At 69.5% G+C, this 23,244-nt stretch carries 19 protein-coding genes and 1 pseudogene; 10 read left to right on the forward strand and 10 right to left on the reverse strand.

Features of this window, described 5'->3' with window-relative positions; translation table 11 throughout:
• Positions 1-106: 106 nt before the first annotated feature.
• Entirely contained in the window at positions 107-310 is a 204-nt protein-coding gene (locus tag M446_RS07200; RefSeq protein WP_012331449.1) for a hypothetical protein, read from the reverse strand.
• A gap of 762 nt (positions 311-1,072) precedes the next feature.
• On the opposite strand from M446_RS07200, the gene M446_RS07205 reads away from it, so the two are divergent.
• Positions 1,073-2,986 (forward strand): potassium transporter Kup, encoded by a 1,914-nt coding sequence (locus M446_RS07205; protein ID WP_012331450.1) that lies wholly within the window; start codon positions 1,073-1,075, stop codon positions 2,984-2,986.
• Between the two features lie 791 nt (positions 2,987-3,777).
• Here the strand turns inward: M446_RS07205 and M446_RS38055 are convergent.
• The 6 genes and pseudogenes from M446_RS38055 to M446_RS07225 all read right to left on the reverse strand — a co-directional run bounded on the left by M446_RS38055 (position 3,778) and on the right by M446_RS07225 (position 10,253).
• Positions 3,778-3,939 carry a hypothetical protein gene (locus tag M446_RS38055; protein WP_012331451.1) on the reverse strand — a complete coding sequence of 54 codons (162 nt, stop codon included), beginning with the start codon at positions 3,937-3,939 and terminating at the stop codon, positions 3,778-3,780.
• A 196-nt stretch (positions 3,940-4,135) separates the two neighbouring features.
• Positions 4,136-4,498, reverse strand: coding sequence for a CsbD family protein (locus tag M446_RS07210; protein WP_012331452.1), 363 nt, complete (start codon positions 4,496-4,498; stop codon positions 4,136-4,138).
• A gap of 1,224 nt (positions 4,499-5,722) precedes the next feature.
• Positions 5,723-5,935, reverse strand: a complete 213-nt coding sequence (locus M446_RS36930) for a hypothetical protein (protein WP_150108603.1) — start codon at positions 5,933-5,935, stop codon at positions 5,723-5,725.
• A 402-nt stretch (positions 5,936-6,337) separates the two neighbouring features.
• A pseudogene (locus tag M446_RS07215) lies at positions 6,338-8,288 on the reverse strand (DUF3604 domain-containing protein).
• Between the two features lie 22 nt (positions 8,289-8,310).
• Positions 8,311-9,309, reverse strand: coding sequence for a HupE/UreJ family protein (locus tag M446_RS07220; protein ID WP_012331454.1), 999 nt, complete (start codon positions 9,307-9,309; stop codon positions 8,311-8,313).
• A gap of 14 nt (positions 9,310-9,323) precedes the next feature.
• The gene (locus M446_RS07225) at positions 9,324-10,253 is read right to left on the reverse strand and encodes a peptidyl-prolyl cis-trans isomerase (RefSeq protein WP_236728762.1); all 930 of its coding nucleotides are present in this window, start codon (positions 10,251-10,253) and stop codon (positions 9,324-9,326) included.
• A 648-nt stretch (positions 10,254-10,901) separates the two neighbouring features.
• Here M446_RS07225 and M446_RS07230 point away from each other — a divergent pair.
• Both M446_RS07230 and M446_RS07235 read left to right on the forward strand, forming a co-directional pair.
• Positions 10,902-11,108, forward strand: coding sequence for a hypothetical protein (locus tag M446_RS07230; protein WP_018262130.1), 207 nt, complete (start codon positions 10,902-10,904; stop codon positions 11,106-11,108).
• Between the two features lie 128 nt (positions 11,109-11,236).
• Positions 11,237-12,643 carry a TAXI family TRAP transporter solute-binding subunit gene (locus M446_RS07235; RefSeq protein WP_012331457.1) on the forward strand — a complete coding sequence of 469 codons (1,407 nt, stop codon included), beginning with the start codon at positions 11,237-11,239 and terminating at the stop codon, positions 12,641-12,643.
• A gap of 95 nt (positions 12,644-12,738) precedes the next feature.
• Here M446_RS07235 and M446_RS07240 read toward each other — a convergent pair whose 3' ends face one another.
• Both M446_RS07240 and M446_RS07245 read right to left on the reverse strand, forming a co-directional pair.
• Positions 12,739-13,398, reverse strand: coding sequence for a hypothetical protein (locus M446_RS07240; protein ID WP_012331458.1), 660 nt, complete (start codon positions 13,396-13,398; stop codon positions 12,739-12,741).
• 27 nt (positions 13,399-13,425) lie between these two features.
• Positions 13,426-13,746, reverse strand: a complete 321-nt coding sequence (locus tag M446_RS07245; RefSeq protein ID WP_043700950.1) for a hypothetical protein — start codon at positions 13,744-13,746, stop codon at positions 13,426-13,428.
• 629 nt (positions 13,747-14,375) lie between these two features.
• On the opposite strand from M446_RS07245, the gene M446_RS07250 reads away from it, so the two are divergent.
• The 4 genes from M446_RS07250 to M446_RS07265 all read left to right on the forward strand — a co-directional run bounded on the left by M446_RS07250 (position 14,376) and on the right by M446_RS07265 (position 19,658).
• Positions 14,376-14,948, forward strand: a complete 573-nt coding sequence (locus M446_RS07250) for a DUF1003 domain-containing protein (protein WP_012331460.1) — start codon at positions 14,376-14,378, stop codon at positions 14,946-14,948.
• Between the two features lie 437 nt (positions 14,949-15,385).
• Positions 15,386-16,606 (forward strand): hypothetical protein, encoded by a 1,221-nt coding sequence (locus tag M446_RS07255; RefSeq protein ID WP_018262125.1) that lies wholly within the window; start codon positions 15,386-15,388, stop codon positions 16,604-16,606.
• Positions 16,607-16,752: 146 nt separating this feature from the next.
• Complete coding sequence (locus M446_RS07260) at positions 16,753-17,826, forward strand: NAD-dependent epimerase/dehydratase family protein (protein ID WP_012331462.1); 1,074 nt, start codon at positions 16,753-16,755, stop codon at positions 17,824-17,826.
• A gap of 1,577 nt (positions 17,827-19,403) precedes the next feature.
• The gene (locus M446_RS07265; protein ID WP_012331463.1) at positions 19,404-19,658 is read left to right on the forward strand and encodes a hypothetical protein; all 255 of its coding nucleotides are present in this window, start codon (positions 19,404-19,406) and stop codon (positions 19,656-19,658) included.
• A 289-nt stretch (positions 19,659-19,947) separates the two neighbouring features.
• Here M446_RS07265 and M446_RS07270 read toward each other — a convergent pair whose 3' ends face one another.
• Positions 19,948-20,349 (reverse strand): hypothetical protein, encoded by a 402-nt coding sequence (locus M446_RS07270; protein ID WP_265576560.1) that lies wholly within the window; start codon positions 20,347-20,349, stop codon positions 19,948-19,950.
• A gap of 126 nt (positions 20,350-20,475) precedes the next feature.
• Between M446_RS07270 and M446_RS07275 the strand changes: the two genes are divergently transcribed.
• The 3 genes from M446_RS07275 to M446_RS07285 all read left to right on the forward strand — a co-directional run bounded on the left by M446_RS07275 (position 20,476) and on the right by M446_RS07285 (position 23,129).
• Positions 20,476-21,606, forward strand: a complete 1,131-nt coding sequence (locus tag M446_RS07275; protein WP_012331465.1) for an FtsX-like permease family protein — start codon at positions 20,476-20,478, stop codon at positions 21,604-21,606.
• Positions 21,603-22,343 carry an ABC transporter ATP-binding protein gene (locus M446_RS07280; protein WP_012331466.1) on the forward strand — a complete coding sequence of 247 codons (741 nt, stop codon included), beginning with the start codon at positions 21,603-21,605 and terminating at the stop codon, positions 22,341-22,343. Before M446_RS07275 ends, M446_RS07280 begins: the two co-directional genes overlap by 4 nt.
• 279 nt (positions 22,344-22,622) lie before the next feature.
• Entirely contained in the window at positions 22,623-23,129 is a 507-nt protein-coding gene (locus M446_RS07285; RefSeq protein WP_012331467.1) for a hypothetical protein, read from the forward strand.
• Positions 23,130-23,244 lie beyond the last annotated feature (115 nt).

Below are 23,244 nucleotides of genomic sequence, written 5' to 3' on the forward strand. Positions count from 1 at the left end.
CCAAGGGACCGCCGCCCACAACAGACTTCTTACGGCGGGAGAGTGCTGCCGCCGCACAATCGAGGACGGAGCCGCACGCGCCGTCGGGCCGCGCCCTGCCAGGCGGTCAGCGCCGCGCCCCCGCCCCCGGGTGGGCAGTCCGCTCCAGCGCCGCGAGAGCCCGAGCGTGCGCCTTGGCCTCAGTCTCATGCGGCCGATCCGACCGTTCCAGGAGCTTGCCATGCTTGCGGATCGCCCAGCCGAAATGGCCTTTGGGCGTGGTGAGCGGTGACACTTCGATCGCGAAGGGGTGCAGGCTGTTGTTGGTCATCGCGGGTCTATCGCATGTCCGGGCCGCCATGGCCAGTTTCGGCGCTCGTCGTGCGCCTGCCGGCCTTGGCGCACGCCGCCCGGTGGCTGCTCCGGCCGCTCAGCGTGACCAACCGCCCGGCTCCCGCTCAGACGGCCGGTCGAGGCGCCCGGCATCCCACCGAGTCGCCCAGGGGATCACGGGGCTGCGCCTCGCCAAGGGCCGGCAGGCGCCCGCCCCGCCGTTCCGATGGCCGCTCGACCAGGGCGCCCGCAGGCTTGCTGCCTCGTCCGCGGGGGGCAGGCGCGGATCCGGGGCATGTCGCAGAGAGTTCCGGCATAGAAGAGTGTGCTTGCTGCATGGGCGCACTCCGTTTCCATGGGACGATATCGGGCCCGCCACACAGCTTGACTGACTTCGTCGTCGTGGGCGAGCAGGCGGTGAGCGGGCATCGTGCCGTGCTGTTCGGAGAAGATTGTCTTCGGCCGTTGAACGTGCGCGCCACGCCCGTCGCAGCCTCGTGTTGCCCAGGCGGATCATGTTCTGACACGCCATCCTTGCGGATTGAAGCGTCCGAGAGACCGTCGTTGGTCTCACATGACACCATGTGCCACTTGGAGCATCCCCGGCCGGGGAAGCTCATGGAACGTCGGTTCCGCGCGGCCACGACTGACGACGCGCTCCCGACGACGGGCCGAGGGCGGTGATCGAACGATCCCCACGCCACGGCCGTTGAAGTCGGTCCTCAGACTTGATCTGTGGCCTGGCCAGAGAACGAAGCCGATGCATACGCTTGCAAAGCCCGACCTTCCTGCGGCGCACGCTCCATTGCCGGCGAGCGCCGAGCACGGCTCGAAGACGGGCTTCTGGGCGCTCACCTTAGGATCCATCGGCGTCGTCTACGGCGACATCGGCACCAGCCCGCTCTACGCGCTCAAGGAGTCGCTGCACGCGGCCAGCGGCAGCGCCCACGCCCTCACTCGCGAGATGGTGTTCGGCGTCGTCTCGCTGATCCTGTGGGCGCTCATCCTGATCGTCACGCTCAAGTACGTGCTCCTCGTCATGCGGGCTGACAACAACGGCGAGGGCGGCACCCCCTCCCTCGTCGCCCTGGCCCAGCGCGCGCTCGGCCACCACGGCGGCTTCGTCATCGTGCTGGGCATGATCGGGGTCGCCCTGTTCTACGGTGACGCGATCATCACCCCGGCCATCTCGGTCCTCTCGGCCGTCGAGGGCCTGAAACTCGTCACGCCCGCCTTCGAGCCCTACGTTCTGCCGATCAGCCTCGCCATCCTGATCGGCCTCTTCGCCGTCCAGAGCCACGGGACGGCCCGCGTCGGCACCTTCTTCGGACCGATCACCGCCTTCTGGTTCATCGTCATGGCGCTCGGAGGTTTGAGCCACATCGCGGACGATCCCGGCATCCTGGCCGCCCTCAACCCGGCCCACGGCATCCGCTTCCTGCTCGGCCACGGCACGGCCGGGCTCCTGGCCCTCGGGGCCGTGTTCCTGGCCGTGACGGGGGCTGAGGCGCTCTACGCCGACATGGGACATTTCGGGCGCTCGCCGATCCGGACGGCCTGGTTCGGCCTCGTGCTCCCGGCGCTGGCCCTCAACTACCTGGGGCAAGGCGCGATGCTGCTTGCCCACCCGGAGCGGATCGAGAACCCTTTCTTCCTCCTCTACCCCTCCTGGGCCCTGCTGCCGATGGTGCTGCTTGCCACCGTGGCGACCATCATCGCGAGCCAGGCGGTGATCACCGGCACCTTCTCGATCACCCAGCAGGCCATGCAACTCGGCCTGCTGCCGCGAATGCGCGTCCAGCGCACCTCCGAGACGGAGAAGGGGCAGATCTACATTCCGCGGGTGAACTGGTGGCTGCTGGTCGCCGTCGTGTTCCTCGTATTGCTGTTCGAGTCGTCGAGCGCGCTGGCCGCCGCCTACGGCATCGCCGTGACCGGCGACATGGTCATCACCGCGTGCCTGCTCTTCACCGTCGCCTGGAAGTTCTGGCGCTGGTCGCCGGCCCTGGCGGCGCTGGTGCTCGCGCCCTTCCTGCTGATCGAGCTGGTGTTCCTGTCGGCCAACGCGCTCAAGGTTTTCCATGGCGGCTGGGTGCCGCTGACCATCGGGGCCGCCCTCGTCACGGCGATGTGGACGTGGCGGCATGGCTCGGCCCTGATCGCGGAGGAGATCCACCGCCGGTGCCTGCCGCTCTCCGAGTTCACGCGGATGGCCGAGACCGGGTCGGTTCAGCGGGTGGCGGGCACGGCGGTGTTCCTGACCGGAACGCCGAGCGACACGCCCGGCGCCCTGATTCATAACGTCAAGCACAATCGGGTGCTGCACGCCCACAACTTCATCCTGCACGTCGTGACGGAGGACTTGCCGCGCCTGACCGACGCGGAGCGCGTCACGGTCAGGCGGCTGTCCGACGCTTTCTCCTGCGTGACGGTGCGGTTCGGCTTCAAGGAGATGCCCGACCTCCCGCGCGCCCTGGCGGCCGCCGGGCTCGACGAAGCCAGCCTGTCCTACTTCCTGACGCGGCGGGTCCTGGTGGCCTCGCCGGAGACCGGCATGCCGGTGTGGCAGGACCGCCTGTACATCGCCCTGGCGCGCTCGGCGACGGACGCGTCGCGCTACTTCGGCATCCCCGTGGACCGTGCGGTGGAGATCGGTGCGCAGATCAAGATCTGAGGTGGGTGGGGCCTCGCGCACGGCCGCTTGAGCGGGCCCGCTCAGCCGATGTCCGGCCACGCCCGCGGGGGCAGGTCATCTGCGCCGCGAACGAGGCGTCAGGCGCCGGATCGATCCGCTGGGCAGCGGCATCACGTCGATCATCCCGCGGCGGCCCGACACTGACCCGACCGCGGAGGCCATCGGGCCGCCTTCGGGATTTCGAGACCGCTCACCTGTCCTGCGTCCCAGGGTGGGCGAAGGCAGCGATGGGCGCCGCCCGCGGATGAGGCCGGTTTTTCCCTGGTCCGTGACCGGGCTCCCGAGAGAAGGGAGCCCGGCCGAAGCACCGCACGTTCAGCCGATCACGCACTCACCGCGACGGGGCGGTGGAGTTCGTCGGGCTGCTTGGGGCAGTGGTCGACGTGCCCGCGCCTGGAGCAACCGGAGCGATCCCCGGGGCCGGCGCCGTCACCGTTCCGGTCGCCGCGGGAGCACCACGCTCCGGCATTCCCTTCTCGGCGTTGCTCTTCACGCTGCCGGGGTTGTTCATGTTGCTCTCGGCGCTGCCCGGAGCGGTCGTGGTCTGCGCGAAAGCGGCACCTGTCAACGTGAGCGTGGCAGCCAGAGCGAGTGTTGTTGAGCGCATGGGTTCGCCTCCGAGATGGACACGGCCCTCAACGCGCTTCGCTGCCAACTGTTCGAGGGCTTTGCGCGGCGGAGAACTGGACCATTCGAAGCGTCACGCAACGCAACACCCCGCTCGCAGGCGTGCTGGGCGGGGGTGCTGATCTGCGTTGCTGCGGTGCCGCTCAGGCAGCGAGCTTGGCGGCCAGGATCTCGTTCTCGTTGCTGGCGACCAGCGGCAGGGCCGGGGCGGGCGCGCGCGGGGTCATGCGATCGGCGGCGACCAGGACCAGCGACGCGTTCACGGCAGCGGCGGCGACGAGGCTGAGCAGGGCAAGGGCGATCATCTGAGGCGTTCCCGAGTGGCGTTGTGCGATGCACCATATGTGGCACTGCACAACGCGCTTTGGTATGCCACATGCCAGATGGCTGGCATGCGATGGCGGCATGACCGCTCACGCCGGTGGCCTCGGCCCAGGATCGGGGCGGGCAGCAGTGGGGCCAGGGTGATCCCGACCTGTCGGCCTAGCCGCTGCGGCTCGCTCAACGCCGGCCGTGGATCAGGTAGCCGAGCAGGTATCCGACAGCGACGGCCCCCAGGAGCGCTCCAAGCGGCGCGTCCTGCGTGTACGGCCTGACCGCCTCATTCCCGCGCCGGTAGACTTCGTCAGCACCGGGGAGGCCTTGGCGGCCTCTCCTCAGCGCATCCTGGGCCAGATCAGCGGTCTGGTCGGCCAAGCGGCTCGCCGCGTCCTTGGCCTGTCCGACCAGGTTCTCGGCGGTGCCCCGAGCCTCCCGGAGGGCGCCTTCCGCTTGGGTCTTGGTGTCGCCAGTCAGGTCACCGACTGCGCCCTGGACCTGGCCAGCCACCTTGTTGGTCTCCCCGGTCACACGCTTCTCGTCCATCGCTCGTCTCCTCCGCTCGCCAGACGCACGAACGCCCAGCGGAGGAGTAGGACCTCGCCGGGCGCACGCTGCAGGGGAACTTCGCTTCGATGGAGGAACGAGACCGCGGGCGTTGGGTTCCCCGAACCGCCCCGGACACGGGGCTGATCATGGGCGAGACGGACGCAGCAGAGCCATTGTCACCTCTCGAACCTGCTCTGGAACGGTTGCGCCGGGCGATCGGTGCATGAAGCGGAGCGGCAGGCGGACCAGTCGCAAGGGCCGCCGCGGGCAGGACTGCTGCCGCTGCCGAGGCCTGAAGTATTTCAGCGGGCTTCTCGACCACGCGGAAGTCGGATACGTTCCAGGAATTGACGATAGGCTCCGGGGATGACCATGCCTTCGGCCAAGACCTCTTCTCAAGACGGCGGATCGCCAGCCGACAATCCCGGCCATGCTCGGGTCGGAGACATCTCTGAAAAAGAACTCGACACAGTGACTGGCGGCTCCATTGCCGGAACTGGATGTTTGACTTAGGATGCAACCCGGTACGAGAATAGGTTTATCGAGATAACGACTCCTCAGGGCTCTCAAAGCTCTGGCAGTGGCGGCGGTAAGGGGCTTTGATGGGTCCAGATCTGCTCGACCCGTAGGTCGGGTCGCTGCCGCCGCATGGTTGGAGTCGGCGGCCGCAAGGTGCCGCTGCCGCCTTGCGGTCTGACGGCCGTAACGGTTCCGTTCACGCCCTCCGCCGCCTCAAGCGCGATCGCCGAGATCGAGCCGACGACGCCGTCACCTGCTCGGCGATCTCGGCGATGTGCGCCCGGTCGCCGTCCGGACCCGCGACCACATCATTCCTGCCATGGCTGCCTCTCCCGGAAACGGGGCTCTGCTCGTCGTCGCGCGTGAGGGCGGCCCGTGCGCACAAGCCCCCGTATGGGGCGACGAGAGCCCGCCCTGGCAGGACGGGCCGGTGGAGGCGGAGTCCCACCGGGTCAAGCGGCGCACACCGCGGCATGGCACGATGTGGATGCTCGCCCGCCCTGCGACGGCGGCGCGGCAGGACTCTTCGGGATCTCCTCCCCGACCTCGGGCCGCTCCTACGGAGCGGCCTTCCTTTGCTGGGTCGCCCCTCGCCCGCGCGAGGCTCATTCCTTCGACGAAGGACGCCGCGATCGCGGCGCGGCGCTCTCGCATGTGCTGCTACGCCGACCCCGTCGTGCTCAGCCTCCCGCGCGGGGGCCGTCACGAGGCCGCGCGCTCCACGAGCCACAGGATCAGCATCGCAACGAGCCCGGTGACCAGTGCCTGCGCGACGACCTGCGCTCCCGCGCCCCATCCGAATTCTGACCCGAGGTATCGCTCGAGGGCGATGCCGGCGAGCGCGCCGAACCCGCCCGCGATGAACACGACGAACCGCCTGCGGTACCACGGTCGAGGATCCTGCGGCTGGGCCATGGTCGGCGATGCGCCTCCCGGGTCTCCCAGTTGGCTGCCGGTGAGGACCGGCCCGTCCGCTCAACGCGTGCGAGGGCGGCCCGTTCGCATGATCCCACGGGTTGGGATGCCTCATGATGCCCCCGGGCAGTCCTCGCAAGCACCGGCGCGCCCCGGGCCATCCGCCAGTCGAGGGCCGATCTGTCGGCCTCCGGCGAGGCCTCGCGGGTGGGCGGCGCGACGTCCGCCTTGCCGCGCAGGCCGGCCGCCTCTGGCCAGGCCACGCCGCGGCGTTCCAGGCGATCAGGTCCGCACCTGAGGCGGCCAGCCCATGGCCGGTACCCGGTCGGGGCGCACCAGACCTTCGCGAGGCAGGGGCGGATCCGCGCCGCCCTCAGCCCACCGGATACCGTCTCACGGCCCTCATTCGGCAGGCGAGTACCAGATCGGCGACGTGTAGGCGCGTTCCTGCAGCGATGTCGGCACTTCGGGCCTCAGTTTCACCCCGTAATACTTGGCGTCATAGGTCGTCCATCGGGGTGTCGGGATTTCGAGGACCCGGCCGTAATAGAAGGCCCGCTGTTTCGGGTCGAAGTCAGGATCCTTCCAGACGGAGATCAACTCGGGGCTCCCCGATGCTGTTGCTCCAGGTTGCGCTCGCGACATCGACCGTGTTGCCGACCGGCGGCAGCTTCCCGTCGCCGCCCGGCTTGCGCTCGCCCGACCACGCGACGTCATAGACCTTCTCCTGCATCTCCCCCCGGTCGTCCAGCCAGCCCTTGACGATCTGGTAGCGGTCGAGATTGGCCCCGATGGGATCCTTCAGGGCCGCCACCAGGAAGGTCGGGGCCTTGCCGGGAGGAGCCGCGCCGAGATCGCCGCCCATCGGAACGCCCTTGGAATAGCCGGCAAGCGCGGGGCTCCTGGTCCTGGCATCGGCCGGCTCGAAATCGAATCCGCCGAAGAAGCGCACCAGCATGCGCGGGCCCGTCGTCGCATAGGTCTCGCGACGCTCCATCGCGTCGAAGAGGGCCTCGCGCGTGTTCTCCGTCGCCCACACGGCCGCGTAGCCGGAGGCCGAGGTCTCCCACTCGTAGATCGTTCCGGCCGCGCCCTTGACGAAGACGCGGCTGCTGCGTTCCGCGCTCGGCTCCATCGCGGACGTCTTGCCGAAGTAGTTGTCCTCCTCGACCGCGCTCAGCCCGGTATGGGAATCGGTCGAGCCGACCAGGCCGAACTTGTAGGGATTGACGCCCGTTTCGGCCTCCAGCTTCAGGCCCAGCTTCAGCCCCGAGCGGGCATACTCGTACTGCAGCATGTCCGCCGTCTTGGGCGCGGTCAGGTCCAGATTGCCCTTGTCCCAGCGCTCGAAATTCGCGAACTCGTCGTTCGGGGAGAGATAGGGGTGGGTCTCCCCGTCTCCTTTGATCTGCGTGGCCTCGTAGAGGCGCTCCCACTTCGCCCGAACCTCGGCATAGCCGCGGTCGATGCGCCGGCCGGTGCCGGGCTCGACGATCGGAAACATGCGGCCGTTGGAGACATTGCCGTTGTGGGCGATCGCCAGCAGGCGGCCCCCGGTCTTCTCCTCATAGGCGGCCATCCACGTCCAGAGATCGCGCGGGTTGTCGCTCCCGAAAGGGGCCATCGTCGTGTAGGGCACGATCCGGCTGGCCTTCTCCCCACCGTCGCGGAAGATGACGTTGCGGTGAAGGTTGTTGCCCGCGGTGTTGGAGGTCCACTCGTAGCCGATGAGGGCCGTGAACCGGCCGGGATCGTTGGCCTGCTCCGCCGCCTTGACGATCTCCTGCCAGGCCGAGCGAAAGGGGCTCCCGTCGGGTCGGTACACCAGGGCCTTGGGGAAGGTGCCCTGCGAGAAGGCTATGATGATCTCGATGGCCGCGTCCGCGCCGCGGCCATCGAGGATCATGTCATGCCATTTCCGGCCGGTCGGATCGGCCAGAATGCTGGCCTTGCCGGCTAGCAGGTCCGGGAAGAAGCCCAGATTGTCCGAGTGGTCGGCGACGACGAGGAAATCGAGAGGCCGGGACAGCTTCGCGGGCTGGCCGGAGGAGGCGGTGACCTGCTCGCCCCTGGCGAAGCGGTAGGCCTCGCTCGGCCCGAGCCGGGCGCCGAACGCGCCGGCATCGAACGAGAAGGATGTGTGCAGGTGGGTGTCGCCGAAGAACGGCCGGCTGGGAAAGCTGCGGTTCGCGTAGGGCGAGTAGGGGCGCTTCGCCGGGTAGAGCTTGTCGGCGGCGTCCTTGGTCAGCGTGCCGACGTCGGTCGCCGTGCCGTCGGCCGCCAAGGCCGGCACAGCAAAGGAGAGACCCGTCACGCCGAGCAGCGCGAGCTTCAGGATCGTGCGGTGAGCCATGGTTGCCTCATCGAACCGAGGTTCAGAACTGCGCAACGCGCTGGATGACCCAGAACATCGCGACGGATCCGATCAGGTAAGGGGGGACGAACTGCGTCCAGTGCGGAAGCGGGCCGCCCAGGCGCCGGAGAAGAACGGCAAGCGCCAGCACGGCGCCGACGAACAGCAGCTGGCCCGCCTCCACCCCGAGATTGAACAGGAGCAGCGCCACCGGGATGTGCCCCCCGGGCATGCCGATCTCGCTCAGCGCGCCGGCGAAGCCGAAACCGTGCAGCAGCCCGAACGCGAAGGCGACGAGCCAGGGCGCCTGCGCCGCGAGCCCGGGCCTGCCCCCGCGGGCACGGATGATCTCGACCGCCACGAACACGATCGAGAGCGCGATCACCGCCTCGACGGGCTTGGGCGGCACATGGACGACGCCGAGCGCGGCCGCGCTCAGGGTGATGCTGTGCGCGGCCGTGAAGGCCGTGATCGCCCAGAGGAGCCGACGGGTCGAGTCCGTGACGAGGATGAGACCGAGCACGAACAGCAGGTGGTCGAACCCGAGCAGGATGTGCTCGATCCCGAGGGACAGGTACGTGCGCGCGACGCCGATCCCGCTCTGCGCCGCCGCGATCGTGGCCTGCGGTGCCGCGGGTGTGAGCCGATGCGCGAAGGAGCGCCCGTCCGCGAAGCTGACGCGCAGCAAGGCGTCGGAGACCGTGCTCTCGAGGCCGACCAGACGCACGCTTTGACCGGAGAGGCCGTCCTTGGCGCGAACCCGCCAAGTCTGCACCATGGCCCCATCGGTCCTGCGGGAGACGACGGGGGACAGGGGTTCGGCCTCGCCCGAGAAGCTGACGCGCAACGCCAACCTGAGGTCCCCGCGCATCGGCGTCTTCAACAGCACGTCGAAAAGGCCCGGTGCCTCTTCCCGCAGCTCAAGGTAGGCGGGCCGGACCTCGTGGGCAGAACTGGCCGAGCCGCCGATCACGCTCAGCAGACCGAGACAAGCCGCGACGGCGCAGAGGCGGGCCAGCATTCCGGGACGCTCCCTCATCGGGCTGACGGGGCGGCTTCGCGACCGAGCGGGCCCACCATGGGCGGCGGCACGCCTGCGTCCCAGACGACGCCGTACTTGTCTCGCAGCCTGCCGAGATAGGCGTCCTTCAATTCGCGCTCCTTCGCCCTGTGCCAGTCCTCCGAGACCAGGTTGCGGACCTCGTCGTAGCCGCGCAGCGCGCCTTGCGCTCGGCTCGAGACCAGCACGAGGTGGGTGCCGTAGGCGGACTCGACCGGGCCGCTCCACGACCCCACGGGCAGGGCGAAGGCGGCCCGGGCGAAGGCGGGGCCGAACAGGCTCGACAGGGCCTGGAGGTCGATGTCGGCGAAGCTGGAATCGAGGGCCAGCGGGTCCCCGTCCGGCAGGGTCTCGGTGGCGCTGGCCGATGAGAGCAGGGTGCGCGCGGCGCTGGCCTCCGCCGCGGCCTGCGGCCGGCGCTCCGGGCTGAAGAAGATCTGCTGGAAGGACAGCCGCGGCGCGGTCCGGTAGCGTTCGGCATGATCCTGGTAGAAGCGCCGAAGCTGGTCTTCGCCGGGCTCGGCGATGCGGGCCGTGTCCTCGACGAGGAAGCTGAGCTTCTGCGCCAAGCGCCGCCGCACCACCGTGTCCTGTCGATCGAGGCCGAGCGCCCGGGCTTCCCGCGCGAGTAGTTCCTCATGGAGCAGCGTGGTGAGCAGGTCCGTCATCTCGTCGGGGGTCGGGTCCCGTCGCCACTGGCTCGAGAAGGTGTCCCGCACCCAGCGGACCTCGCCCTCGCCGATCCTGATCGGCTCCGGCTCGCGCGATGACGGCGCGCTCCGGTTCAGCCAGGAATAGCCGCCGAACAGGACGGCACCAGCACACAGGAAATGCAGAAGCGGCTCTCTCAGCAGCTTGCTCAGCAGCTTGCGAATCCCCGCCGCCATCGGATTGGCTGGTCGCATCCTCGTCTTCTCCATCCCGACGGGCGCATCACCGTCACGGCCGGATCTCGGCAGGGAGCATCGCGAACGGGCCAGCAGGATTGCGGACGCATCCACGAGACAAGTCGCACGAGACAAGTCGCACGAGACAAGTCGCACGAGACAAGTCGCACGAGACAAGTCGCACGAGACAAGTCGCACGAGACAAGTCGCACGAGACATGCCGCGCCGCTGCGTTGCGCGCACCGCCTCGACCGCCTCGCCGGGGCTGACGAGGCAGAGGCCAGGGCACCACCGGCCGGCAGACCCACGCGAAGTCTCGCGCTCGCCGCTCGCATCATCCGAAGATCCGCCCCTCCCGCTTGATCGCCAGGGACAATCTGCCGGCAGATGGGGACAGCGCGCTCGTTGGGGGCACTCGTGGGGGCAGCGGAGAACGCGGCGGCTCCTTTGCCGCCGAAACTGCCTCGATGCCGGAGCTGTAAGGTCCTGTCCCTTGCGATCAAGTCATGAGAACCCATGAGGGCTAAGATGAAGCATCCCTGTCCGTTCTATGGCTGCCGCGGAGGAGGTCATGAGGTCATGACGAACTCACACGCAGGCGCCGCCGTCCTGATGCTCTCGCTTCTCGCAGGGGCAGCGGGTGGAACCGGCCGAGCCGAACCCCGTGTGGTCCTCGCGCAGGGCAGCGTCACCATCCCCAGCGATGCGCAGCTGGAGCGCATGCAACGGGAAGCGATCAGCACGCCCCCGCTCGACGTGAGCGAGGGCGCGCAGGGGGGCGGTCAGGGCGCACGGACCCGGCAGATCGAACGGCGTGATCACGGCGGCGATCGGAGGCGCCCGAAGCACGATGGCGCCTGCGACGATTGCTGAGCGGGCCCGGGAGGCGCGTCCACGTCTGGACTAGGCTCGCTTGGATTGGGCCATCGCCGCATGGCGGAGCCGGAACCGTCCCTGGGGCGCCAGCATGATGCGGCCGAAGCGCCCGGAGCGGGGTGACGATGAGGAACGCGAAGCCCGTCGATGCCGAGCCTGACCGGGCGGGCCCGGAAAGCTCCGTCGCCGTCGTGCCGCGGCGCAGGGGATGGGGCCGAGCCCTGGCCCTCGTCGGGGTGCTGCTCGCCGCAGCTGCCGGTTTCGGGCTCGCGCATGTCTGGTCGCCGCACGCCAACCTGCGCATCACCACGGGCCCGCCGGGCAGCGCGGCCTACCGCTTCATCGCGGCCTTCGCGTCCGTCTCCAAGGTCCAGCATCCCCGCGTCAACCTGGAACTCGTGCAGGTGGACGACCTCGGGGGGAGTGCCAAGGCTCTGGAGGAGGGCCGGACCGACCTCGCGATCGTGCGCAGCGACGCGGCCCCGCCCGCAAATGCCCAGACCATCGTGATCCTGCGCAGGGACGTCGTCGCCTTCGTCCTGCCGCCCCATAGCCACGTCAGCTCCGTCGCCAACCTGGCGGGCAAGACGGTCGGCATCCCCGCCGGGCCGCTGCAGGCCGCCAATGCCCGGGTCCTCGACACGGTGCTGGGCTACTTCAACGTCGCCGCCAAGGATGTGGGCAGGGTCTTCCTGCCGGTGGACGACCTCGCCCAGGCCGTCCAGCAGAAGAAGCTGGCCGCGATCCTCGCGGTCGGCCCCGTGGCCCCGGGCGAGGTCGTCGATGTGGTCGCGGCGATCGCGCACGCGACCAGAGGGACGCCGACGATCCTCGATCTCGACGAGGCGGAGGCCATCGGCAAGCGCTTCCCCGGCTTCGAATCGATCGACGTGCCCGCCGGGGCGTTCCGGGCGAGGCCCGCCACGCCGAGCGACACCGTCACGACGCTCGCCGTCACCTACCGGTTCGCCGCGTCGGAACTGATGCCCAACGTCGTGGCGGCCGCGATCGCCCGCTCGATCCTGACCACCAAGGCCAAGCTCGCGGCCATCACGCCGCTCGCCAACCAGATCGAGGCGCCCGACCCCGACGACAAGAGCCCGATCCTGCCCGTCCACCCGGGCGTCGCGGCCTATCTCAGCAACGGGGACCAGAGCTTCTTCGACCAGTTCCAGCAATATTTCTATGTCGGCGGCTTGGTCATCAGCCTCGCCGGCTCGCTGTTCGCGGCCGTCTCGAGCTACTGGAGCCGGCGGAGGTCGGAGGAGGATTGGCGGCCGATCAAGCGGCTGGTCGAGATCGCCGACCGAGCGCCTCGCGCCGAGGCGCCCGAACTGGTGGCGCTGGAGGGCGAGTTTCAGGGGCTGGTGTCGTCCGTTCTGGGCCGGTCGCCCGGGACCATGGCAGCCGATCAGCTGTCAGCCTTCTCGACGGCCCTCGCGCATGCCCGGCACGCCCTGGATGGCCGGCGCGCCGCGCTCGGCCCCGATACGGGCTCCCGGCCCGCGGCCACCCTGGTCCATTCCAGGTAACACGAGGTGCCCCTGGCGGCGCGCCGTGAACCGATTCCGGGGCTGGATCGGGCCCGTCCTGCGCGGCCCGTCCTGCGCGGCATGGCCTCGTGTCCTCAGGAGCCGAGGGGGCGACCGGGCTCGGAGCCCGATCCCGCGTGACGCCGCCCGGCAGGCCCCAGCAGGAGCGCGCGCAGCTGCGCGCCACCGGTCGCATGGTCGATCTCCCGGTACGTGAAGTACGGGATCAGCGCCACGAACATCACCCAGGCGAAAGTCGCCAGGCCGCGCGGGCCGCCGGCCATCTCCGGCAGGACGGCGCGTGGCGGCTTCCCGTGCCAAGCCCCGACCAGCAACTCCTCCAGCACGTAAGCGGCCGCCAGGACCGCCGTGAACAGAAGCGAGCGGTACAGGATCACGTAGAGGAGCGGCCCTCCCTCCAGGCGCCGGCCAATGCCGGTCAGGGACCCGACCTTCGCCGCCTCGGCGATCAGCATGAACTTGGCCAGCACCAGGGCATTGATCAGGCCGAGCGCGTAGAAATGATAACTCGGAAAGTGTTGAACCTCCTGGTCGACTTGGGCGTAGATATTCACGCTGAAGAGGATCAGGGTGCCGAAGATCACGACGAGGTAAGAGGCGAAGCCCAGGTAGCGCTTCGCCTCGGCGGCGGCCCGTCGCGCCAGGGAGTGGGACGTCGTGCTCGCGCCGGCGCTCGCCTGATCCTGCGGGCCAGGAGCAAGGGGGGCAAGCTGTCGTGGGGATACGGGGGACATCGCTCGTTCTCCGGGGCTCCCGTCAGCTCACGATCCTCTCAGGATCCGGCGCGCCTGGGCGACCGCGTCCTCGCAACCCCCCGGGTCTCCGGCTTGGTCGGCGCTCCGCGCTCGGGCGAGCGCGGCCCGCGCCGCCGCCGCCGCGCCGCCCTCGCCGAGAGCCACTTCGGCCTGCAGGATCGATCCGGGCGTCGGCTGCCGGTGACGCATCGCAGCCGCACTTTCCGGGGCCGTGCGCCCGCTCCCGGCCTCCTGCTCGATCCTGGCGTCCACCTCGCGCTGCAGGCTCTCGATCGCGCCCGTGCAGGCTCCCGCGTGAAGCGGCCCGGTCAGAGCCAGCCAGATCACGGCCCCGACGAGGGGGCGCCGCGGCCACGGGTTTGCCCGGCGACGAAGCCGCGGCCGGGGATCCGCCGAACCGGGCAGGCGCGCGCGCCGAACCTTCGTGACGACAGGTGATGCGACGACGGACATAGCCCACTCACAGGGTTGGCGGCCCCGCACCGGCGTTGCGGCGCAGGGCCTGACGGGTCGGGGTCGGGCTGCGAGCTTGACCGGGTGCTTGCTCTCGATGGTGCGGATCAGGCGGCGGGTCCGCGCGATGATGGCCAATTCGTCCGCGAGGCAACTTTCCAGCAGGACGCCCCATGCGGCCCGGCCGTCAGCGTGGACACCCTGCGAGGCTAGGCCGCTTCGCGACGACCCGCTTGATCGAGCGCGACAGTGTCCGGCGTCGCTGGAGAAACGCATGCCGGGGACCGCCTCGACGCTGGCGCGGCGGGACATGGAGGGCGCCCTGGGCAGTCAGGACTTGGCGGCGACCGCTTTGGGCTCGGGTGCCGGCATCCTTGTCGCTGGACGTGGACGCGCAGGCACGCTCATGGGACGCGCCTCGGGGTGGCTCCGCGTCCCGCGGCGGGAACACCCCGTTGCGGAGGCTGGTTGGTCAGGCAAACCCCCTCACGAGGCCTGTCCGAATGCCGAGGCAAGACGAGCGGAAAAGCCCCCCTGCAAGGACGACCTTTCCGCCGCCTCAACCGGAAGGACTGGCTCCCGCCCTCATCCGCAACATCCGGACGCTGCAGGAGCGCAGGAGTGCGGCCGAGCGAGCCGCCTCCGCGCAGGAGCGCGTGGCCGAGGCGATCACGCGCTTCACGGGCAGCATGGCATTCGTCTACCTGCACGTCGTGCTCTTCGGCTTCTGGACCCTCGTGAACGCGGGGCTGCTCCCGATCCTGCCAAAGTGGGACGAGTCCTTCGTGATCCTGGGCACCTCGGCGTCCGTCGAGGCGATCTTCCTGTCGACCTTCGTGCTGATCAGCCAGAACCGCATGGCCGCGGCGGCCGACAAGCGAGCTGATCTCGATCTTCACATCAGCCTCTTGGCCGAGCACGAGGTGACGAAGCTCGTCGCGATGGTATCGGCCCTCACGGAGCGGCTGGGCATCGAGACGGAAGCCGATCCCGAAGTCGATGAGCTCAGACAGGATGTGGCGCCCGACGCCGTGCTCGATGAGATCGAACGGAGCGATCATACCAAATCCGCTTGATCCCTTCGGGATGGCGGATTTGGGCTTCGCTCAGGCGCCGCGCGGGCGAGTGATACGGGATCCGCTTCGATCAAGCGGATCCCGTATCACTCCTGATCAGCGGCCGTGCGGCCGATGATCGACCTTCCGGAGATTGCCTCGGTCGCTTCCGGCGGATCGTCTCAGCCGGCGGAGGACTCCTCATCGCGCTGACACGCTTCCGCCTGGCGTCGCTGTGGCCGGGGGGCTCGCGCGTCCGGCGTCGCGCGGCCTGAGGTGCCATGACGCGCCACGTCCGGACCGTCGACACTGCCGCCGGATTGGCCGCCCGGCGCCCGACGGCGGTCCTTCGAGGCCGACGATCGCGCCTTTGATCCCCACGCCGATCCGCGTAAGCTCCAGTATAGAGCGTGAAGAGCCCGCCATGGCATGACCGGGTGACCTGGGCTGAGCACCGCGTGCGCGTTCTCCTGACCGAAGGCGGCAGCACCTCTGCCCGCCAAGCCATCACGGCCCTGGCGCTCGCAGGACACGAGATCGCGTTCTGCGACCCGGCGCCGTTCTGCCTCGGGCGGTTCTCACGCTTCGTCTCTCGCGGCTACCGCTGCCCGCCGCTCGGCACGGATCCGAAGGGCTTTCGGCGGTTCCTGCGCCAGGTGCTGGCGCAGGACAGATTCGACGTTCTTCTCCCGATCCACGAGCAGGCCTACCTCGTCTCCCGCGTCGCCGACGAGCTGCACCCGCTGGCGGCCCTGGCCGTTCCGGCCTTCGCCTGCTTCGAGCGCGTTCAGACGAAGCTCGAATTTCGCGATCTCCTGACCGAACTCGCCCTGCCTCAGCCGCGAACGATCCTCCTCGACGACCCGCGCGGCATCGCCCGGCACGAGGCTTACCCTTTCGTGGTGAAGGCGGCCCTGGGCACGGCGAGCCGCAGCACGTGGCCGATCCGGTGCCGGGCGGACCGGGACCGCGCCGCGGCCGAGATCGCGCGGACGACGGCCGCGGGCGAACCGATCCTCGTGCAGGAGTGGGTGAGCGCGCCGCTGGAGCAGGCCCAGGCGGTGTTCCAGGAGGGGCGCCTCGTCGGATTTCACGCCACGCGCCGCCTCATCGAGGGAGCCGGGGGTGGAGCGGCCCTCAAGGAGAGCGTCCACCGGCCCGGAGTCGCGGGCGACCTCGCCCGAATCGGTGCACACTTGGCCTGGCACGGGGCCTTGTCCGTCGACTACTTCATCGACGAGAGCGGGGCGCACCCGCTCTACATCGACGGCAATCCGCGCCTCGTCGAGCCGATGGCCGCCACCCTCGCGGGCCTCAACCTCGCGGATCTGCTGGTCCAGGTGTCCTTGGGACGACCCGTGCCGCGCTGCCTCACGGGGCGGCCGGGAATTCGCACACGCCTCTCGTTGCAGGCGCTCCTGGGTGCGGCGCTCCGAAGCGGCAACCGCCGGGCCGTGCTCGCGACGGCCGCGCAGCTTCTCGCGGCCTCGGGCCCGTTCGCGCAGGCGCGGGAGGAGTTGACCCCGGTGCGTCTCGACCCGCCGAGTGCCCTGCCGGTGATCGGTGCGGCGCTGGCGCTTCTCGCACGGCCGGGCGGAGCCGGGGCGGTGGTGCGGCGCGGATGGGGCGCTCATCTCCTGACGCCGGAAGCCATGCGGCAGATCCGTGAGATGGCGTGAGCGTCCGGCCCGCGGGGGCCGCAGCGTCGCGGCCACCCCACCCGAAGGCCGGACACGGCGCACGGCCGTTCGGAGCATCTTGAGCAAGATCAATTGCACATCACGGTGGGGCGTTAGCATTCTCTATCGATCTGCTGAGGCTACCGATGCCCTCCGTCGATCTCGTCACGGGTGGATGCGGTTTCATCGGCCGGAATCTGGTCGCGTCGCTGCTTGCCGCCGGGCGTACCGTGCGGGTGTTCGATTGCGGCGACCCGCACGGCCTTCCGGCTTGCGTCGAGTATCGCCGCGGCTCCGTGCTCGACGAAGCCGCGCTCTCGGCCGCGATGAACGGGGTCGGGCAGGTCTACCATCTCGCCGGGATCCCGCACCTGTGGTCCGCCGACCGGGGGGCCTTCGCCCGCGTCCACGCGAACGGGACGAGGTGCCTGCTGGCCGCCGCGCCTGCCGCGGTGCGGGTGGTCCATTGCTCGACCGAGGCCGTGCTGCTCACCCGATCGCGCGACGTTGCGCCGGTGCGCGGGGACGATCTCCCGCCCCTCGACCGGATGTCCGGTCCCTATACGCGGTCGAAATGCCTCGCCGAACAGGCAGCGCTCGCCGCCGCGGCGGCCGGACGCCACGTCGTGATCGCGAGCCCCACGGTGCCGATCGGGCCCGACGACCGGAACATGACGCCGCCCGCGGCCATGCTGTCCCTGTTCCTGAACGGGCATGCACCGGTCTTCCTTGATTGCACGCTGAACCTCGTCGACGTGCGCGACGCAGCCGAAGGGCTCCGCCTCGCGGGCGCGCGGGGGCGTCCTGGTCAGCGCTACGTGCTGGGCGGTGAGAACGTTCGGCTTCGGCAACTCCTGGCCAGGCTGGAGCATCTGTCGGGCCGGCCGATGCCGTCCGTGGCGCTCCCGGGCGGCATCGCCATGACGGTGGCGGCCGTGGCCGAGTGGGCCGCCGATCACCTCACGCGACGCCCTCCGGTCGCCACGCGCGAAGGTGTGCGCCTCGCGCGTCGCTCGGCCCCGTTCGACGACGGCAAGGCCCGCAGGGAACTCGGATACAGGCCGAGACCGATCGACGAAGCCCTGGCGCTGGCGGTGGCCTGGCTCATGAGCGGCGCGACCTCGCGCGGCGATGCGGCCGCGCCGGGCGCAGGCACGGCTGCTCAGGGTCACGCTCACCCGGTTGCGCCCATCTCGCGCAACACCTCGGACGCGGCCTGAGCGGAACCGCGGTGAGCGGCCCCGTACCGCTCGGCGAGCCCGCGGCCCCGCCGCTCGGGACGGCACGAGCCGGCCTCCATCCAGCTGGGCCCCGTGGCGACCGAGTGAACCACCCCCCGGGCTTCGCGGAGGCCGCCTGGTTCGGATCGGGCGGCCAGGGCCTGCTCCTGCGCCCGGGCATGGCGGCGCGCCTCGGCCTCAGCGGGATCCGTGCGGCCGACCGGTTCGAGCTGCCGGCGCGTGTTGCCTCGTCGCCCGATGCGGGGCGTTGGTCCTATTGCTGGTCACGATTTGTTAACCATGGCAATCCAAGTGTCAGTCGCGGTCCGCATCCACGTCCTCGATCACGATGGGCCGCACGCCTTCAAAAGGCGCCCGGCACGGTCACGCGTCCGGGCGCCTCTTCTTTTGGCGCGGATCGCGGCGAGTCCGTCGTGCGTGGCAGGAGGGGCGGCGGCCGGGCCGGCAGGTCTGGTTGACCCGGGCGCCGGTGCGGCGACCAGCCCCCGCAGGATCCCTCCCGGCAGGTGCTTGGCGCGGCCTTCGCCCGCTCTGGTCCGCGACGCGAGCGGACGGGTGATACGCGATCCGCTTGATCAAAGCGGATCGCGTATCACAGGCCTGAGCGAAGCCGACATCCGCATGGCCGACATGGGAGATGGCGAAGCCATCAACCGGATGTCGGATGAGGATGTCCGTGGGGCGCGCCTCGCGCCCGGTGAACGCGTCGCGGCCGGGCCGCCGCCATCGCCGGGTCGGGATGTCCGGTTCGGTTGGCTGCAGGCTGCCGCGGGCTGCTCGATGCAATCCTGCCGGCAGCAGAACGCCCGGCGGGCATCCCAACCCGTCCTGCTACCCTGGGCTGCCCTTGGGCGTCCGAGCGCGGCGTTTCGGATCGGCGTGAGGCGATGTGACGTCGCGGCCCGGTGCCTGGACATGGGGCGGCCTTCGCTGGCCGCGCTGATGGGCGCGCGGTGCCGGCCCCACGGGTTGATCCGCGGCTGCCGGGCCGGCATGAGCCGCGACCACGCGGCGAGCCTCTTCGATGGTCATGCCGCAGGTTGTCAGTCCTTGGAGGGCGCCCAGGGCCCGATTGTACTCGGGGAGGTTGGCGCACCCGGGAATGCCCCAGGCTCGGGCCGCGATGGGCGCCGCGACTGCTGTCACCAGCGCAAGTACGGCAGCACTGTTCTTGACCGACAAAGCCGATGCTCCTCGCGGTCGATGCGCGAGCGGGAGGTATCTCAGGTCGCGGGCGGGTTCGGCAAGGTTCAAACCCGGCCGACCCGACGCTGGGCCGATGCTTCCGGCCCGGTGCCGCCAAAAGCTCTGCAATTTTCTCGCATCTCCCACTTGCCACGGCCAAGCCATGCGTTAACCTGTCTGTAGAAGGCGCCGTTGTTCGAACATTCGGCGCGAGATGCTGACGAAATTCAGCATTAAACGAAAAAATTTGCCACGTGTCATGGCGCAGACGTGGCTTGGCGCCCGATCTATGTAGCCAATTAAGAAAAAAATGCGCTCCATCACGTGACGGGGATGGAGAGCTGGGAGAACTTGCCTTCAGGGAGACGAGCATGCGTAAGCTTGGTTTCGGTGTCGCCACCGTCGGCCTGATCGTCTGTACGGCAACCACCAGCTTGGCGGAAACGGCGGCCGACCGAGCGGCCTGCACCCCGGACGTGTGGCGTCTCTGCAGCAGCGAGATCCCGGACGTCCCGGCGATCAGGGCGTGCCTGCGACGCCAGCGTAAAATCCTCAGCACCGCGTGCCGCCAGGTCTTCAACGCGCTGGATCGCGCTGAGATGTCCTCCGCCGCCATCGCCCGGTAGGCGGGCCCGGAACCTGCGCAAGCCGCGCGCTCGACGCTGAAGGCCGGCGCGCGGGGAGGGCGGGCACCCCCTCATCCTCGACGCGGCGCAGGCGACCGACCTGGACTTGGCGGAGGCCCGCAGGACGCTTGTCCGGAGGCCGATGGTCGCCGGTCGAGGAGACCGCCCGCGGCCCGAGCCGCGCAGGCGCCAATCGCGATGCTCTTGCGGGTCCCAGGAGGGACCGACGCGCGCTGCGGCATGTCCGAAGGAGGGAAGGTCCGACCTTCCGGTGAGAGACGTCCTGGGATCAGTCCGGGCACCGGTGAATGTCGGTTTCGAACGTGCCTTCCCTCTCGGTCATATGCCATGTTCCACCCTGCCCGGGTGTGAAGGCGATGTCCGAGCCCATCGTGCCGCCCCCGCGGAACCGGCACGAAACCCCGAAGATGATCTTAGTGCCCTCGCTGCGTCTGGATTTGATCGCGCAGGTCCCGCCCGAATACGTGATATTTTGTGGTGTGATCGCCACCTTGAGGTTTGCGGGATCGCTGTTGTCGCCGCGGCAGGGGCGATTTTGCAGGTAGCGGCCCTCGATGGCCTCCTCCGCCCGGGCCGCCGCGTGGCCCAGGGCCATCACGGCGACGACGATGCCGGCGCTCCCGCGGAGCCCCGGTCGCGATGGATGCGTTCGCGAAGGGGCTACCAGCACATCATGCGCTCCGCCCGGCCGCACAGGGAGCCAGCTTCGGCACTTCATTGTTGACCCGGATCAAGTAGCCTTGCCGAAGATCATGTTCTAATTCGCACCTGCTGATCGCGCAAGTTGGACTCCGGAATGCCGCTCGTCCTGACCCTGGCGCTTCGAAATCTGTTCCAGGACCGGCTCCGCTTCGCGGCCGCGGTGACCGGCATCGTGTTCTCGGTGGTTCTCATCCTGGTGCAGATGGGCCTGTTCTACGGCTTCGGGCGCATGGTGACGCTCATCGTCGATCATACCTCGGCCGACATCTGGATCATGTCGAAGGGGACGCAATACTTCGAGGACCTCTCGATCCTGGACTCGGACATGCGGGAGGAGTTGCGCGCCCTCGACGGGGTGGCGGACGCGATTCCGGTGGTGGCGGGCTTCTCCGCCTGGATCCCGCCCGAAGGCGGGCTGGTCGGCATCTTCGTCATCGCCTCGGACCCCGCTTCGGGCTTGGCACCGTGGAACATCGTCGAGGGCGGGCTCGACGACCTCGCGGCCCCGGGCACGGTCACCCTCGAACGCTCCTACGCCGCCGAGCTCGGGGTTTCCGCGCGCGGCGAGGCGGCGCAGGTGCGCGGTCACCCGGTCACGGTCGGCCCGGTGACCTCCGGCCTCCGCTCCTTCACGACCAGGCCCTACGTCTTCGCCGATTTCCGCAACGCCCGGTCCTATGTCGGGCTGCCCGCGAATCTCGTCACGTACTTCCTCGTCAGGATGAAGCCCGGAGCCGACCTCGAACGCCTCCGTCAGGACGCCCTCTCGCGCATTTCCGGCATCGAGGCCCTCACGCCGGATCAGTTCCGCGCGCGCTCCCGCAACTTCTGGCTCTATCGGACCGGAGCCGGCGCGGCACTCGTCGCGGGAGCCTTGCTGTCGGTGATCGTGGGAACGGTGATCATCGCGCAGACGCTCTACTCCAGCACGAAGGAGCACCTCTACGAATTCGCGATGGTGCGGGCGATCGGCGCCTCCAACCGCTACATCTACCGGGTCATCGCCTGCCAAGCGCTCGTCAACGCGCTGATCGGCCTCTCGGTCGCCACCGTGATCAGCATCGCGGTCGGACACCTCACCGCGACGAGCATCATCCCAGTCGTCATCACCCCCGGCCTCGTCACGATTGCCTTCGCGGTGACGCTCGTCATGTGCGTCGCGTCAGGGCTGGCTTCGATCGTGCGGATCATCCGCGTCGATCCCGCAAGCGTGCTCACGCGATGAATGCGGCGATCATCGAAGCCGAACGGGTCAGCAAGACCTACGGGCGCGGGCCGACCTGCGTCGAGGCATTGCGGACGCTCGATCTGACGATCCGCAGCCACGAATTGACCATCCTCGCGGGGCCATCGGGCAGCGGCAAGACGACCTTGCTGTCCATTCTGGGCTGCATGCTGACGCCCACGAGCGGCACCGTTCGGGTCTGCGGCGTGTCGGCCCGCGACGCCCGTCCCGAAGCGCTGGCGGCCATCCGGCGGCAGCACATCGGCTTCGTCTTCCAGTCCTACCACCTGTTCTCGACGCTCACCTCGGCGGAGAACGTGCAACTTGCGCTCGACGTTCGCGGCGAGCGCGGCCCCGAGGCGGTGGCCAAGAGCGTCGCGGTCCTCGGCAGCGTTGGTCTGTCGGCCAAGCTGAAGTCCTTCCCGCGCGAGCTGAGCGGCGGCGAGCAGCAGCGCGTTGCGATCGCGCGCGCCCTGGTCGCCGATCCCTCGATCATCCTCGCGGACGAGCCGACGGCCGCGCTCGACACGGAGAACGGCAGGAGTGTCATGGCCATCCTGTCCTCGATCGCCAGGGCGCGAGGGCGCGCCGTCCTGGTCGTGACCCACGACGCGCGGCTGTTCCACTTCGCCGACCGGATCGTGCAGATCGAGGATGGCGCGATCATTCGCGAGACTCGGCCGGACGCAAGCGGCAGCGGGGCGCCGGACCCGAATGCGTCCCGCGCAGGCACCTGAGGCGCGTTCGTCGCCCGCGCGCGAACGATGGTCCCGTGCGCGAAGCCGACCCGCTCGGGATCCAGCATGGTGCCGGGCGGCACGCTGGCCTGGACCAGCATTCGTCGGCAACCCTCACGATCTCGTTCTTGTTCGATCGCATGCAACGCTATCGCGCGGCAGCGAATCCGGCATGCCCCACAGTATGCGGCGCGTCCAGGCTGGGTTTGATCTAGCGCAATGCGGAGAAGCCTGTCCGATGTACGCTGGGGCCATAACAGAACGAAGGGGAGCGAAGCGATGCAGGTGAGAGGGGCGAAGCCGCAACTGATCGTGCTCGTGGCCGAGTCGCAGGCCTTGCCCGGCATGTGGCTGGAGGACATCTTGACCGACGCGGGGTGCGGGGTCAGCGGCCCCTATGCCACCTGCCGAGACGCGATCGAGAGCCTGGACGCAGCCCCTCCCGACTTCGCGCTCGTCAGCGTGAACCTCCGCCAGGGTCCTTGTTTCGCGCTCGCTCACGAGTTGCGTCGGCGAGGCATCCCGTTCGCCTTGATCGCCGGTTCCGTTCCCGTCCCGCCCACCTTCAGCGACGTGCCCGTCCTCGACCGCCTCTTCTGCGAGGAGGATGTCGTGAGGGCCGTCCCGATCTACGCAGGGTCGGCGCGAGTGATGCGGCGGATGCTCGCGCGGGACGCCGTCACCATCCGCCTCGCTCACGAGCCGGGTTGTTTCCGCCATCGCTCTGCGAGCGGGATGAGGGGCGCAGGTGCGAATGCCGGCTTTCGGCTGTCCGCCGTCGGGTGATGAGCGGCCATCCCGGCGGCACGCGCCGAAGCTCCGGCAACGCCGCCGAGCGGAGAGAAGCAGGGGCCGAGTCCGACCGCTCGGCATGAGCCGCACTCTCCCCGCACGGCGCGGC

The organism is Methylobacterium sp. 4-46, from assembly GCF_000019365.1.
Lineage (GTDB): Bacteria > Pseudomonadota > Alphaproteobacteria > Rhizobiales > Beijerinckiaceae > Methylobacterium.

Coding starts and splice junctions, on each gene's coding strand:
- M446_RS38055 (WP_012331451.1), bottom strand. CDS start 3,939: ATGATCGCCCTTGCCCTGCTCAGCCTCGTCGCCGCCGCTGCCGTGAAC.
- M446_RS07210 (WP_012331452.1), bottom strand. CDS start 4,498: ATGGACGAGAAGCGTGTGACCGGGGAGACCAACAAGGTGGCTGGCCAG.
- M446_RS36930 (WP_150108603.1), bottom strand. CDS start 5,935: ATGGCCCAGCCGCAGGATCCTCGACCGTGGTACCGCAGGCGGTTCGTC.
- M446_RS07240 (WP_012331458.1), bottom strand. CDS start 13,398: ATGTCCCCCGTATCCCCACGACAGCTTGCCCCCCTTGCTCCTGGCCCG.
- M446_RS07275 (WP_012331465.1), top strand. CDS start 20,476: ATGCCGCTCGTCCTGACCCTGGCGCTTCGAAATCTGTTCCAGGACCGG.
- M446_RS07220 (WP_012331454.1), bottom strand. CDS start 9,309: ATGCTGGCCCGCCTCTGCGCCGTCGCGGCTTGTCTCGGTCTGCTGAGC.
- M446_RS07235 (WP_012331457.1), top strand. CDS start 11,237: ATGAGGAACGCGAAGCCCGTCGATGCCGAGCCTGACCGGGCGGGCCCG.
- M446_RS07265 (WP_012331463.1), top strand. CDS start 19,404: ATGCGTAAGCTTGGTTTCGGTGTCGCCACCGTCGGCCTGATCGTCTGT.
- M446_RS07260 (WP_012331462.1), top strand. CDS start 16,753: ATGCCCTCCGTCGATCTCGTCACGGGTGGATGCGGTTTCATCGGCCGG.
- M446_RS07225 (WP_236728762.1), bottom strand. CDS start 10,253: ATGCGACCAGCCAATCCGATGGCGGCGGGGATTCGCAAGCTGCTGAGC.
- M446_RS07205 (WP_012331450.1), top strand. CDS start 1,073: ATGCATACGCTTGCAAAGCCCGACCTTCCTGCGGCGCACGCTCCATTG.
- M446_RS07200 (WP_012331449.1), bottom strand. CDS start 310: ATGACCAACAACAGCCTGCACCCCTTCGCGATCGAAGTGTCACCGCTC.
- M446_RS07285 (WP_012331467.1), top strand. CDS start 22,623: ATGCAGGTGAGAGGGGCGAAGCCGCAACTGATCGTGCTCGTGGCCGAG.
- M446_RS07280 (WP_012331466.1), top strand. CDS start 21,603: ATGAATGCGGCGATCATCGAAGCCGAACGGGTCAGCAAGACCTACGGG.
- M446_RS07250 (WP_012331460.1), top strand. CDS start 14,376: ATGCCGAGGCAAGACGAGCGGAAAAGCCCCCCTGCAAGGACGACCTTT.